Annotated in this window: 14 protein-coding genes; all 14 read left to right on the top strand. The window is 33.9% G+C overall.

Features of this window, described 5'->3' with window-relative positions; genetic code table 11:
* Positions 1-612: hypothetical protein (locus Q5O73_RS06875; RefSeq protein ID WP_302669333.1), on the top strand; the 612-nt coding region annotated here is incomplete at its 5' end.
* Between the two features lie 267 nt (positions 613-879).
* Positions 880-1,458: a TetR/AcrR family transcriptional regulator C-terminal domain-containing protein gene (locus Q5O73_RS06880; protein ID WP_021953744.1), complete on the top strand. Its 579-nt coding sequence runs from the start codon at positions 880-882 to the stop codon at positions 1,456-1,458.
* Positions 1,459-1,587: 129 nt separating this feature from the next.
* Positions 1,588-3,648, top strand: coding sequence for a hypothetical protein (locus Q5O73_RS06885; RefSeq protein ID WP_302629098.1), 2,061 nt, complete (start codon positions 1,588-1,590; stop codon positions 3,646-3,648).
* Between the two features lie 15 nt (positions 3,649-3,663).
* Complete coding sequence (locus tag Q5O73_RS06890) at positions 3,664-5,727, top strand: RND family transporter (protein WP_302669334.1); 2,064 nt, start codon at positions 3,664-3,666, stop codon at positions 5,725-5,727.
* A gap of 145 nt (positions 5,728-5,872) precedes the next feature.
* A complete protein-coding gene (locus tag Q5O73_RS06895) occupies positions 5,873-6,466 on the top strand; it encodes an AAA family ATPase (protein WP_021953747.1) in 594 nt (197 codons plus the stop codon).
* Positions 6,467-6,582: 116 nt separating this feature from the next.
* Positions 6,583-6,999: a hypothetical protein gene (locus Q5O73_RS06900; RefSeq protein ID WP_021953748.1), complete on the top strand. Its 417-nt coding sequence runs from the start codon at positions 6,583-6,585 to the stop codon at positions 6,997-6,999.
* 530 nt (positions 7,000-7,529) lie between these two features.
* Positions 7,530-8,105 (top strand): AAA family ATPase, encoded by a 576-nt coding sequence (locus Q5O73_RS06905; RefSeq protein WP_021953749.1) that lies wholly within the window; start codon positions 7,530-7,532, stop codon positions 8,103-8,105.
* A 59-nt stretch (positions 8,106-8,164) separates the two neighbouring features.
* Positions 8,165-9,637, top strand: coding sequence for a glutamate--tRNA ligase (gene gltX, locus Q5O73_RS06910; protein ID WP_302623957.1), 1,473 nt, complete (start codon positions 8,165-8,167; stop codon positions 9,635-9,637).
* 427 nt (positions 9,638-10,064) lie between these two features.
* Positions 10,065-10,256 (top strand): hypothetical protein, encoded by a 192-nt coding sequence (locus Q5O73_RS06915; RefSeq protein WP_302669335.1) that lies wholly within the window; start codon positions 10,065-10,067, stop codon positions 10,254-10,256.
* 173 nt (positions 10,257-10,429) lie between these two features.
* Entirely contained in the window at positions 10,430-12,253 is a 1,824-nt protein-coding gene (locus Q5O73_RS06920) for an ATP-dependent helicase (RefSeq protein WP_302669336.1), read from the top strand.
* Between the two features lie 150 nt (positions 12,254-12,403).
* A complete protein-coding gene (locus Q5O73_RS06925) occupies positions 12,404-12,730 on the top strand; it encodes a DUF1292 domain-containing protein (protein WP_021953752.1) in 327 nt (108 codons plus the stop codon).
* Positions 12,731-12,743: 13 nt separating this feature from the next.
* Positions 12,744-13,319 (top strand): SH3 domain-containing protein, encoded by a 576-nt coding sequence (locus Q5O73_RS06930; RefSeq protein ID WP_021953753.1) that lies wholly within the window; start codon positions 12,744-12,746, stop codon positions 13,317-13,319.
* A gap of 82 nt (positions 13,320-13,401) precedes the next feature.
* Complete coding sequence (locus Q5O73_RS06935) at positions 13,402-14,712, top strand: folylpolyglutamate synthase/dihydrofolate synthase family protein (protein ID WP_302669337.1); 1,311 nt, start codon at positions 13,402-13,404, stop codon at positions 14,710-14,712.
* Positions 14,713-14,732: 20 nt separating this feature from the next.
* A partial coding sequence (gene folE / locus Q5O73_RS06940; RefSeq protein ID WP_302669338.1) for a GTP cyclohydrolase I occupies positions 14,733-15,165 on the top strand: 433 nt, incomplete at its 3' end.

Consider the following 15,165-nt stretch of genomic DNA (forward strand, 5'->3'; position numbering starts at 1 on the left):
GAGGCACCAACAGAAGCACCTACACAGGCACCGACAGAGGAACCTACTACAGCTGATCCTAAGACTATTACAATCAGTGATGATGTTAATATTGAAGGATATCAGGTAAGTACGACTCTTGGAGGAAGTAGAGTTGTTGGTTCTGTAGAACCTACAATAGATGGAAAGAATGTTACTAAGTGGGGATTTGTTTATGCGGTAGATACAATAGATGGAAATTCTTTGGGAGTAACAGATGCAGATATGTATGTTGGTTCAACTAACAAATATGTAGTTTCATTAGATTCTACACCGGCAGGAACAAGTAATACAGTTCTTGGAAATTCAACAACAGCAACATATTTTGTAAGAACTACATTGTTTAGTACAAACACTGCCAGAGAGTTTACAACAGAATATAAGGTAAGAGCATACGCAGTTCTTAGTGATGGAAGCTACGTATATAGTAAGGCATATACTTACTCAGTATATAAGATTTGTGATCAGCTGTATCAGTCAAAGAAGATGAATACAAGCACTGCACATGATTACTTATATAATAATATTCTTAAGGTAGTTGATCCTTCATATAAAGAAGTAGATTACAACTGGAGCAATATAGTTGTTAAATAACAACATAATAATATAATTACGGGGGACCGTTGAATTGGTACATATCAGTTCGACGGTCTCTTTTAATGTCCAAATAAAGTTTTATGTTTAGATGTTTTTATAATACAAACTCACGACTAAAAAACAGTCATAATATAAAAAATCAGACAAATGTAATAAAAAAACTAGACAAATGTGTAAAAGGGTGTTATTATACATCTAGCAAGAAATTGTACACAAGTATAAAAAATAAATATATGTAATAAATTTATAGAAGGAGGAAGTCACATGGCCAATTCAAACATTACCAAAAAGGCACTGGCTGAAAGCCTTAAAGAACTAGGTTCAACCAGAATACTTGATAAGATAACGGTTGCTGACATTACGGAACATTGTGGTGTAAACAGACAGACTTTTTATTACCATTTTAATGACAAGTATGAGTTACTTGCCTGGATTTACAATCAGGAACTGGTAATTCCCCTGACAAAGGATCTTACTTTTGATAACTGGGGAGAGAAGATATTAGAGCTTTTGGTTTATATGAAACAGAAAAAGCAGTTTTTCATGAATACCATAAAGTCTAACAATGATTTCTTTTCGGTATATCTTGAAAGAATATTTATTGAGTTATTTAATAAGGCGATAAAAGATTTAAACCTTTATACTCATCTTGATAAAAAGATGCGTGACATTTACGCAAGATTTTTTGCATACGGTCTTACGGGAATTATAGTTGACTGGGCACTTAAAGGAATGAAAGAAGGAGAAGAAGAGTTAGCACAGCTACTCCAGGATATTTCCTTTAGCTCAGAAAAGATAGGGCACGAATTATATTTGTATCACAAAAATGAAACAGATAAATAAGCAGACGGCGTATATGCAAAATTATAAGTTAGTACAAAAAATAAATACAGTTATGAAACTGTCTAATGATTAAAAGATACATAACTGTATACTTTATTTTAGATTTTTTATAAAGGAGTGAAGTTTGTTATGAAGAATTACATTCAAAAAGGAATTAGTTTAACATTAGTAGCGTCAATGGTTGTATGTGGCTTTAGTGGTTGTGGAACAACAAAGACTACAGATAACACTGACAAAACATTAGGCACTGCAAAGGAAACAAACAATGAGGCAAATGTTGAGGCGTTGCTTACAGGCAAGCTAGGAGATGCAAAGGACACTGATAAGAAAGAAACAGTATATGTTGAAATGAATGCTGACGGAACAGTTACCAAAACAACAGTAAGTGATGTTCTTAAGGTGAAAGGAAAAGACAACATAAGTGATGTTTCAGATTTAACAGATATAACAAATATTAGTGGTGATGAGGCATTTACCACAGATAATGGTAAGCTGATATGGGAAAACAAAGGCAAGGACATTTCATATCAGGGAACAACAACAAAGTCAGCACCAATTGATATTAAGGTTTCATATTATCTTGATGATAAGGAAATTTCTCCTGAAGATTTAGCAGGAAAAAGTGGTAAGGTAAAAATTGTTTATGATTACACAAACAATTCAAAAGAAGTTGCAGGAAACTTTGTTCCATTTATTACATTAACAGGAATGATTTTAGATGATAACTTCTCAAATGTAACAGTAGATAACGGAAAAGTAGTAGATTACGATGATAACAAAATCGTTGTAGGATATGCAGCTCCGGGATTTAAGGATCATCTCCTTGATACAATTGACAAGGCAAAGGATTACATTAGTGACATTGATATTCCTGAAAGTGTTACTATTACAGCTGATGTTAAGGATTTTTCAATGGATATGGCACTTACAGTTGCAACATCGGAATTAGGTGACATTGATTTAAAGGATACATTTGATTTCTCTGATATAGAGGAAAAAATGGATGAATTAAAGGATGGAACTGATGAATTGGTAAATGGTGCCACAAAGCTTAATAATGGTGCTAATGAATTAAAGAGCGGTTCATCAAAAATCAACAGCGGTGCTTCTGATATTGCAAAATATACTTCAACATTATCAGATGGAACAAAAGAGTTATTAGGAAAGTATTCAATATTTAATCAGTCACTTTTAGAAGCTCTTGCATCAGCTGATGATGGAGCAGGCAAACTTAACAAAGGTGCAAAAGATTTATCATCAGGTTTAGCAACTGCCAAGGCAGCATTTGAGGATACAAAGAAATCCCAGGGACTTAACAATGGAGCAAAGGCATTAAATAAAGGTGCAAAAGAAGCAAATGCAGGTGTTAAGCAGTTAGCGCAGACATTACAGGGAACACCATCATCTATTCAGACACAGATAGATGGAATAATTGCTAAGTTAAATGCAGCAACAGGCGGATTGATTTCCAGTGAAAAGGTTTTAAATCAGATTGTTGAAGGTATAAATGGAGCTGTTACTAAAGGCATGGATTTAAATACAGTTCTTACAGCTAAAGGTCTTGATGTAAACACATATTATACATTACTTCAGGCTTATTACAGTGTTCAGACTCTTGAAAGTGTAAAGAGTACATTTGAAGCACAAATCAGTGCAAGTGCAGCAGATATTCAGAAGTTACTTGCAGGAATGGATTCCCTTGAAGCAGGAACAACATCCCTTAGCAGTGGAGTTACAAAGTTATATTCAGGAATTAAGCAGTTAAACACAGGAGCATCAACTTTAGCCAAAGGAACAGCTGACCTTAAATCAGGAACAGGTGAACTTAAGAGCAAGATTGGCGCTGCAAGCCCACAGATTAAGAGTGGTATCGGAACTGTAAATTCAGGTGCATCACAGATTAGTGATGGTGCTAAAACATTAGCAGCCGGAACAAAGACTCTTGATAATGGTATTGTTACATTAGCAAACGGTACTAAGGACTTAAAGGATGGAACAATTAAATTAAATAAAGAAGGAATCAGCAAGATTACTGAAATATTCGGAGAAGATACTAAGGATGCAGTAAACAAAATCGAAGATGTTTTAAACGCAGGAAAGAAGTATAATTCATTCTCAGGAATTAACAGTGACATGAGTGGAGATGTTAAGTTTATCTTCAAAACAGCAGAAATTAAATCTGAAAAGTAAAGGAGCTGATATTTTATGAAGAAGTTTTCACAATTTGTTGTTAAAGCCAGATATGCCATATTGATTATTGCAGTTCTTTTACTGATACCATCGGCAATCGGCTACTTCAATACAAGAGTAAATTACGACCTTTTATATTATCTTCCTGATGGAATTGATACAATGACAGGTCAGGACATCCTGATGGATGAATTTAATTCCGGTGCATTTGGAATTGTTATGGTTGACAAAATGAGCGACAGTGACGTATCTGCACTTAAAGAAAAAATGGAAAAGGTTGACCATGTAAGTAAGGTATTATGGTATGATTCATTTGCTGATTTGGGAATGCCAAAGTCAATGCTTCCTAGCGAAGTATATGATGCATTTAACAAAGATACATCAACAATTATGCTGGTAATATTTGATGATACAAGTTCCGGTGACGGAACAATGAAAGCCATAAATGAAATCAGAAAGGTCACAAAGCACCAATGCTTAATAAGTGGTATTTCTGCAATAGTAACAGATACAAAGGATTTGGCTGAACAGGAAACACCGATTTATGTTTGTGTTGCAGTTGTAATATCCATCATCCTTTTATCATTACTTATGGATTCATTTATGATACCGGTATTCTTCCTTTTGAGTATTGGTATGGCTATAGTCTATAACTTAGGAAGCAATTTTGTTATGGGAGAAATATCCTACATAACAAAGGCATTAGCGGCGGTACTTCAGTTAGGTGTTACAATGGACTACTCCATTTTCCTATGGCACAGCTTTGAGGAACATATGGAAAAGACAAATGGTGATAAATATGAGGCCATGGCAGATGCCATTAGGGCTACAATATCCTCAGTTGTAGGTAGTTCCATAACAACAGTGGCAGGATTTATAGCACTTTGCTTTATGAGCTTCACCTTAGGTTTAGACCTTGGTGTGGTAATGGCAAAGGGGGTTGTATTAGGAGTTATATCATGTGTAACAATTCTTCCGGCATTTATCCTTGTATTCCACAAGGCAATTGAGAAGACAAAACACAGACATATTTTACCTGATTTTGATAAGGTACCTAGATGGATTGCAAAACATTATAAAATTTTCATTGCAGTATTTGTTATTTTGTTAGTACCTGCAATTTATGGTCAGGCCAACACAAAGGTATACTACGATTTAACATTAAGTCTTCCGGATTCTTTAGAGAGCGTTGTTGCCCAGAATAAGATTTCAAAGGAATATGATTTAGGTTCTGCGAACATTATTTTGTTAGATTCAGATGTAAAGTCAAAAGACGTATCAGCTATGCTTGACGAAGTTAAGAAGGTTGATGGAGTACAAATGGCATTAGGAAAGGAAAGCGTTTTAGACGGTTCTGTTCCGGAATCATTTATTCCTAAGGATTTAACAAAAGAGTTAGAAAGCGATGAACATGAGATGCTTATCTTCATGTCCGCATACAAAACAGGTTCAGATGAAGCTAACAATCAGTGTAATGAAATTGAAAAAATTATAAAGAAATATGATAAAAACGGAATGTTAGTAGGTGAGGCAGCTTGTACAAGAGACCTTATTAAAATAACAAACAAAGACTTTGCAACAGTAAGTTTTGTTTCAATTTTCCTGATTTTCATAATCATTGCTTTAGTATTTAAGTCAATTTCACTTCCTATAATACTTGTTGCAGTTATTGAATTTGCTATATTCATTAATATGGGTATACCGTTCTATACTAATACGACGTTGCCGTTTATTGCATCTATTGTTATTGGAACCATTCAGTTAGGTGCTACAGTTGACTATGCAATATTAATGACCAACAGATACAAACTGGAAAGATCTAGTGGAAAAGATAAAAAGGCAGCAGCAGGCGATGCTCTTAAGGCTACAATGAAATCAGTTATGGTAAGTGCATTTACGTTCTTTGGAGCAACATTTGGTGTAGGTGTATATTCAAGTATAGATATGATTAGTTCCCTTTGTCTTCTTATGGCAAGAGGTGCTATTGTAAGTATGCTTTGCGTAATCTGCATATTACCTGCAATGTACATTGTATTTGATAAGGCAATCGTTAAAGGAAGCTATAAATTTTTAGATTAAAATAAGATATAAAGAGGATAGGATTTTCGTAATTCTATCCTTTTTTCTTTTAAAATTAAAGTTAAATACACACTGATTTTACTGTGATTTTATTGCAGTTTGTGGTATAATGAAGGTAACAAAATTGAGACAGGAGGACGGCATTATGAAACAGATAATTATAGCTTTAGGACGTGAATTCGGAAGTGGTGGTCATGTTATTGCAAAGAAATTGGCTGAGCATTACAACATACCGTTGTATAACAAAGAACTCTTAGATGAAATTGCAAAGGATGGACATTTTAGCAAAGAGATGCTGGAAAAATTTGATGAACGGCCAATTAGCATTTCTTTTATGCCAATGCCTATTACAGGAAGCACCATTTCCCTTGAACAGCAGATTGCCATTAAGCAGTTTGGATTTTTAAAGAAAAAAGCTGATGAGGAAAAGGAATCTTTTGTGGTAGTCGGAAGATGTGCTGATGAAATTTTAGCAGATAATCCTAACCTTGTAACGGTATTTATTACCGGTGATAAGGAAAGCAAGATTAAAAGAGTTATGGAGCGGGAAAATGTAGATGCAAAGCAGGCAGAAAATAAAATGAAGAAAGTTGACAAGATGCGTAAGGTATATCACAATTTCTACTGTGAGAACAAGTGGGGAGATTCAAGAGGATATGATATATGCATAAATACAGGAAAGGTTGACTTTGACACTGCCGCTAAGATGATTGAACTGTATGTAGATACTAAGAAATAGCAAAAAATATAAATTTGTTAAAGAACTCTCTTTTTAGGGAGTTCTTTTTATGATAGAATGTAATAGTTACAGTTAGCAGACAATATGCTACGAAAGAATCGGATAGGAGGTTAAAAATGGGTGAATTAATATTTAAAGGAATGAAGGTAGAAGAAATTGACCTTACAAATAAATTGGAAGGACAGGTGAAGTTAGATATTGAGCAGAGAGCATCATTTAATGTTAAATACACTAATGATAATCTTCATTGCGCAGCAAATCTGACTATTGACATGATGGAAAAAACAGCACCAATGGATTTCAATTTTAAAATTAGTGCTACTGCATTCTTAGATTGTGAGCCGGGAATGGATAAGAAGGAAATACATAAAAAGGCATATGATGAAATATATCCTAATGTAAGAACTCTTATAACTACAATTATGGTTAATGCAGGACTTCCGCCTATAGTTATTCCAAAGGTGAAAATGGATGACAGTAACATTAAGCTTGCAGGAAATGAACAGGAAAATAACGGTCAGTTATATAGCTAAAGGTAATAAAAGAATTTTTATTAGTTTTGACTAAAAAAACAAAATTTTAAAAGGGGGAAACGAATGTTTATTTGTACAAAATATATGAATATTGTTTTCTTTTTTCACAATAATAGGGGATTATTTGTGCAATAATTACAAAAGATAAAAAAATAGTTCGTCATTATTGCAAAAAACGTTTTTAATTATTAAACTATAAGAGTATTAGATTTTTAGGTAACATAATAATCTAAACCCTTTCAATTTTGTGGCTTCTTGGAGGAATCTCTAAGAAGCCATTCCTGTTTTTATAGCTATATGTGAGAATTTTTAATATATCTTACAGTCTTCTAATGTATTATTTTTTGTAATAATTATTATAATAGAATATATGAAAAAGTAATAATTATCTTTATAAATAAAAGAGTTATGTTTTTTTGTCATTTTTTGTAGTTTATAGTGTTGACTAAGAAGCGTATTTGGTGGTATTATGAAGAGAAATTGGGTTAAATTGTAATGATTTTATTATATATAGAAGAGGTTGTAATATTATGAAGAAATTGATTTTAGTAACATCTCCACCTGCTTGTGGAAAAACATTTGTAACGAAGAAACTGGCAAAGGCCATTCCAAACTGTGTATATCTTGATAAAGACTCATTAATCGTTTTATCAAAGCAGATATTTGTTGTGGCAAATCAGGAATATAACAGAAGCTCAGATTTCTTTGAAGCAGAAATAAGAGATTATGAATATGATTGCATTATGGAAATTGCAATGGAAGCATTAGAATATAATGATACTGTATTTATTAATGCACCTTACACAAGAGAGGTCAGAACTCCGGGATACATGGAGAATCTTAGACGTCAGCTTTTGGAAAAGAAAGGTGCTGAACTTATAGTTGTATGGGTACAGTGTGACGTTGAAGTATGCAGACAGAGAATGATTGCAAGAAATTCCGACAGAGATACATGGAAGTTAGAAAACTGGGATGAATATGTTAAGAAATTAGATTTTTCAGTTCCAACAGGCATAAAGAATATATTCCTGTTTGACAATTCATCTGATGACAAATTTAAGGTTTCTATTAAGGAAGCTGTAAAGTATTTCGAGGAACTTAAATAAGAATCACTAAAGAGTATCTCAGGATACTCTTTTTATTAGTAAAGAACAGGAGAGAGAATATGGGAAAGGTTAGAACAAGGTTTGCTCCAAGCCCTACAGGTAGGATGCACGTTGGAAATTTAAGAACGGCACTTTATGAATTCCTGATTGCAAAGCATGAGGGCGGAGATTTTATTTTGAGAATAGAAGATACAGACCGTGAAAGATATGTTGAGGGAGCTGTAGATATTATTTACAGGACTTTGGAACAGACAGGTCTTATTCATGATGAAGGTCCTGATAAGGATAAGGGATTTGGCCCATATGTTCAAAGTGAACGTCAGGCATCAGGTCTTTATATGAAATATGCAAAACAGCTTATTGAATCAGGAAATGCCTACTATTGTTTCTGTGATAAGGAAAGATTAGCTGAACTTAAAACTTCCGTTGGAGAGGATGGAAAGGAAATAACAGTTTATGACAAGCATTGCCTTCACCTTTCAAAGGAGGAGATTCAGGCAAATCTTGACGCAGGAAAGCCATATGTTATAAGAATTAATATGCCTACAGAAGGCACAACAACTTTTTATGATGAATTATATGGTGAAATTACCGTTGAAAATAAAGAATTAGATGATATGATTCTTATTAAATCAGACGGATATCCAACATACAATTTTGCAAATGTTATTGACGACCATTTGCAGGAAATTACTCATGTTGTAAGAGGAAATGAGTATATTTCATCTTCACCGAAGTACCAGAGATTGTATGAGGCATTTGGCTGGGAATCACCAAAATATGTGCATTTACCACTTATTACAGATGAGGAACACAAGAAGTTAAGCAAGCGTTCAGGTCATTCATCATATGAAGATTTGGTGGAGCAGGGATTTTTACCTGAGGCAATTGTCAACTACATTGCTCTTCTTGGATGGAGTCCGGAAGATAACAGAGAAATTTTTTCTCTTGATGAATTAATAGAAGCATTTGACTACCATAAAGTAAACAAAAGTCCTTCAGTTTTTGATATTCAGAAACTTAAATGGATGAATGGAGAATACATTAAGGCAATGGATAACGACATATTCTATGAAAAAGCAATGCCTTACATTAAGGAAGTTATTAAAAAAGATTTGGATCTTAAGAAAATACTTGATATGGTAAAAACAAGAATTGAAGTATTTCCTGAGATTGGTGCTATGGTAGATTTCTTTGAGGAACTTCCTGAGTACAGTGCTGATATGTATACTCACAAGAAAATGAAAACAAACACTGACAATTCATTAGAAGTTCTTAAGGAACTTTTGCCATCATTAGAGGAAACGGATGATTATTCAGTAGATGGACTTCATGAACTTGTATTTGAATACATTGGAAAGAAAGGTTGCAAAAACGGACAGGCATTATGGCCTCTTAGAACAGCAGTTTCAGGTAAGCAGATGACACCTGCCGGTGCTTTCGAAATAATGGAAGTTATAGGAAAAGATGAATCCATAAAGAGAATCAAAAAAGGCATCGAACTGTTAGAAAATGCCCAGGCAGCACAGTAGAAATTATGGGTGAAATATAAGTTATAAAGTATAAGTTATAAAATATAGAAATGGATACCATGTAAGTGGTGTCCATTTTTTTGGCTCTTTGTCAAGCAAGAGGGTAATCCTTTATAAAAAAATTCGTGGTGGAGATGACAAACATTGAAGATAGGTGCAATATTTTCCTCACAAAAGTGATGGAGGCGGTGCAAGCACCTTCTGGGGCGGATATATACAGTAAATAATACAATTAAACAAAAATTTCTTGTAAAATAAATCAATTCATAGGTTAGAAGTATGCAGGGAGAAAACTTACAGAAAATTGATACTGTAAATATGACTTTCCGTAAAGTTAAAATTCTATGAAATTTTTGATATATAATGGCAATATACAGTTGAGAATTGAAATTGACAAAATTCAATGGTACCTATACAGGAGAAACAATTGATTGCAACAACAAAAGTACCATTGGAAGTTGGAAAAGAAGAGGTCAAATGGCATTTCACAAGTTTTTTAAATGAATTTAGTGAAAAAGGGGCAGTTGAAAAACAAATATCATGTGTTTCATCCCCCCAAGTGCCATCCCCCAGACACAACTGCCAACCCAACTACGTGGTGCTGGCAATAATTGCCTAAAGCCAATTTCAAAAAACTTTAATACATCAATTTCTGCAACAAATGCTTCTATTAACAACAAACAATTACAAAAACAGCATAACAGCAAATTCGCTATAAAACATCTTATAATATTTACAAAACAACATAATAATGATATACTGCTGATGGAGATAGAGTACGGAAAGGAATACATGTTTAATAAATCACAACAACAGGCTATTAATTTTTTAAAAGGTCCAGCTATGGTATTGGCAGGGCCGGGTTCAGGAAAGACAACAGTTATTACCCATAGAATAAAGAATCTAATAAACAAAGGAGTTGCACCTGAGAGTATAATGGTAGTTACTTTTACTAAGGCGGCGGCTGTTCATATGGAAAAGAAGTTCACAGAACTTATGGCGGAAGGGCATAGGACATATCCGGTGACTTTTGGCACATTTCATGGGATATTTTTTAAGATACTTAGAATGTCATTGGGATATAAGGGAAACTGTATCGTAACAGAAAGAACAAAATATGACATTTTAAGGGAAATCGTTCTTAGAAAACATATAGAATCAGATAACACACAGGAACTTATACAAGGTATAATCGGCGAAATAGGAAATATTAAAGGCAATATGGTTGATTTAATTGATTATGAACCAAAATGCTGCAAAAAAGAGGAATTTTTGCTTGTGTACAGGGAGTATGAGAAAACATTGTCAAAGGAAAAGAAAATTGACTTTGATGATATCCTTTTAAGGTGTCATGAATTGTTTGTTAAAAGACCTGATATTTTGAAACAATGGCAGAATGTATATAGGTATATTTTAATTGATGAATTTCAGGATATTAATACTATTCAATATAAAACAGTGAAGATGTTAGCATGCCCTGATAACAATATTTTTATAGTGGGGGATGATGACCAGTCCATATATGGATTTAGAGGGGCGTGCCCTGAAATAATGGGGCAGTTTACAAAGGATTATGAAAATGGAGAAACTATAATCATGAATATTAATTACCGCTCCGGGGAAACTATTGTAGCTGCATCAGAAAACTTAATAAAAAATAATAAAAACAGATATGAGAAAAATATAATACCTAATACAAAGGGAGGAAAAGAGGTAGATGTCAGACAATTTAAAAATAAGAATCAGGAATTATTGTATGTGGCAAAGAAAATAAAGAAATATTTGGAGAAGGGAGTTAAGCCGTCAGATATTGCAATTTTAGTAAGGAATAACAGCCAGATTCCGGAAATATCCGATTTTCTAAAAAACGTAAGCATAGATTCAAAAAGTAAAAAAGGGGAAAAAAGCATTTATAGGGGAATGGTGGCAGAAGATATAATTAATTACATAAAAGCAGCCATAACCTATGATAAAATGCCTCTGAGAGACAATGACAGTTTTATAAAAATAGTTAATAAACCACAAAGATACATAAATTTAGCGGTGATAGGGGAAAATAGTATAGATTTTGAAGAATTAAGGAAAATATATCAGGAAAGTAAAGAAATAACAGATAATATAGAAAAATTAAAATTCCATTTTGACATGGTAAGAAAGCTAAATCCTTCCGGGGCTATAACATATATTAAACACGGAGTAGGCTATGAAAATTATTTGAGAAAATACGCTATTGACCATAATATGAAAAGAGAAGCCCTGATTAAACAAATGGATGATATTTACAATGAAGCATTAAAATACAATACCTTAAAGGAGTGGATATGGTCAATAGAAAATGAAAAAAATAACAGGTCACAGAAAGATAAAGAAGGGATAAATATAATAACAATGCATGGTTCTAAGGGACTGGAATTTAAAATCGTGTTTATATTAGATGCAAATCAGGGAGTTGTGCCTACCTCAAAGGCGGTAAGGGAAAGGGATTATGAAGAAGAAAGAAGAGTTTTTTATGTGGCAATAACTAGAGCAATAGAAGAACTGTGTGTTTATGGTGTGGCACAAAGCTTAGGGTGTGATGTGGAAATGTCTATGTTTGCTAATGAAATCATATGTTAACTTTTCGTGAAAAGTCCTTGTTTTGTTGCATTTTGTGTTTTATTCTGATAAAGTAGTAATGAATATGGGAATAGGAAATTCCTTTGATATTTTTTGCATAGAAGAATATCCGTTAAAATATATGGCGTGTTTACGCAGAAAGAGGATGATATGGGAAATAATAATCAGTTTGAAGAAGATGAGGATTTATTTGTAACTCTTACATTAGATGATGATACAGAAGTAGATTGCCTTGTGGTAAGTATCTTTGAAGCAGAAAACGGACAGGATTACATCGCATTGCTTCCTACAGAAGGACCTGAAAATGAAGAGGGAGAAGTATATCTTTACAGATATTATGAAGATGAAGATGGTGAACCGGGACTTGATAACATTGAAACAGAAGCAGAATTTTATTTAGCTTCAGATGCTTTTGATGAATTAGTTGAGTCCGGAGAATATGACGAGATTATAGAGGAAGAAGAAAATTTACAGTAGAAGGTGATATTTTATGCCAGAAACAAGAGATGAAGAAATAAAGAGAATCGTAGAAAACAGACGAAGAAACGCAGAGATAAAAAGAGCAGAGCAAATAAAGAAGAGAAATATGACATTAGCAGGAATTGCAGGTGTAGTGATACTTCTTATACTGATTATTATTATCGGTGTTTCATGTTCTTCAAAAAAAGGCAACAAGTCAGCAAAGGAAACAACAGCAGAGGCTACTACCGTTGAGGTTACTACTGTAGTTGAAACTACAACAGTTGAGGAAACAACCAATAAGAAAAATGCAGCAGCGGAAACAACAGTCAAAGCCGTGGAGACTACAAAGACTGAAAATCAAAGTGAAAGTGCTACAACAGGTGACAACGCTTCAGCATCTACATCAATGTATACTAATGATGGTGTAAATTTAAGAAGTGAGGCAAGCACCGATTCATCAGATAACGTAGTTACTACTATTGAAAAAGGTGAAAAGGTTGAGGTTTTAAGTAATGAAGGCGACTGGACAAGAATCAAATATAACGGAAAAACCGGTTATGTAGCAACAAGATTTTTAAGCGAAAAAAATGTATATGATGAATAATTAAAATATTGTCGTATTTATCAGATGTTCAGATGAATGCGACAATATTTTTGTGTAAAAAACAGGCTTTAGGAGAGATCATATGAATTATAATGAATCAATGGAATATATGGAAGCAATAAAAAAATATGGAAGTGTGTTAGGACTTGATACCATAAAAACACTTCTTGCTAAAATGGGAAATCCTCAGGATGAACTAAAGGTGATTCATGTGGCAGGAACCAATGGAAAGGGTTCAACCTCGGCATTTTTGCAAAGCATTTTAATGGAGTCAGGATACAAAACAGGAAGATATTCCTCACCGGCAGTTTTTGAGTATAGGGAAATAATAAGAACGGATAATACCTATATAAGAGAGGAAGAGGTGGCGGATATTTTAACCTATATAAAATCAAAATGCAATGAAATGGTTAAGGAATCATTGCCGCACCCAACTCCTTTTGAAATAGAAACAGCCATGGCGTTTGAATATTTTAAGCGAAAAAAATGTGATGTAGTGCTGGTAGAATGTGGAATGGGAGGAGAAGGAGACGCCACAAATGTGTTTAAAAAGGTACTGTGTAGTGTTATTACAACTATAAGTCTTGACCATACAAAATTTTTAGGCAGTACAATAGGTGAAATTGCAAGGGTAAAAGCGGGAATAATTAAGGACAACTGTCCGGTGATTGTTTCGAATCAGACTGATGAGGCTGTAGAATCCATAAAGAAAATAGCAGAATTAAAAAAGGCTCCTTTCATATTGTGTCAAAATGCGTATGGTATAAAGGCTGAAGGATTTTTAACCTTATATGAATATAAGGCATCTAACGGGAAAATCTATAAAATAGAATTAAAAATGCCCGGAACATATCAGGTTAAAAATTCAATTACAGCCATAGAAGCAGCTTTGGCGCTGGAAAATCGTGGATTTAAGGTTGAAGAAAACATAGAAAAAGGACTTTTAAATGCCAATTGGCCGGGAAGAATGGAAGTTATAAATGATTCACCTTTATTTATTATTGATGGTGCCCATAATCCCGGAGCAATAAAAGAATTAAGGGATTCTATAGATTTGTATTTTACAAATAAGAAAATTACCTTTATAATGGGAGTGTTGGTCGATAAGGACTTTAAAAAAGAGGCGGAAATGATAGCAGGCAGAGGGGAAATGATTATTACCGTAACACCTGATAATGAACGGGCTCTTAATGGAGAAATATTGGCAGAAACCATAAGATCATATAACAGTAATGTTATTTGCGCAAAAGGAATGGATGAGGCAGTTAAAATGTCAATAAATTCAGTTAATGTTAATAACTGTGATTTAATTATTGCCTTTGGTTCATTATCGTATTTAAAGGATTTGCGCAGGGCACTAAAGAAATATATTAAAGCTAAAACAAACAGTTAAAGCCGGAAGGAGAGATTGACATGTTTGATAAGAAAAAAATTGAAGAAGCAGTCAGACTATTTTTAGAAGGTATCGGTGAAGATGCTGACAGAGAGGGGTTAAAGGATACTCCGGAGAGAGTGGCAAGAATGTATGAAGAGTTATGCGCCGGAATGGGCAAAACTCCGGCAGAGCATTTGTCCAGAACATTTTCCTGTGACAACGAAAATGTTGTTATAGAGAAAAATATTACATTCTACTCTACCTGTGAACATCACCTGATGCCTTTTTATGGTAAAGTGCATATTGCTTATATTCCTAACGGAAAAGTTGTGGGAATAAGTAAACTGGCAAGAACAGTGGAAGTTTACGCAAGGCGACTTCAGATACAGGAACAGATGACGGAACAGATTGCAGAGGCATTAGAGGAATATTTAGAGGCAAAAGGTGTTTATGTTATGGTTGAGGCAGAAC

The sequence above is a fragment of the Eubacterium sp. AF15-50 genome, from assembly GCF_934835595.1.
GTDB classification, from domain to species: Bacteria; Bacillota; Clostridia; order Lachnospirales; family Lachnospiraceae; genus Eubacterium_G; species Eubacterium_G segne.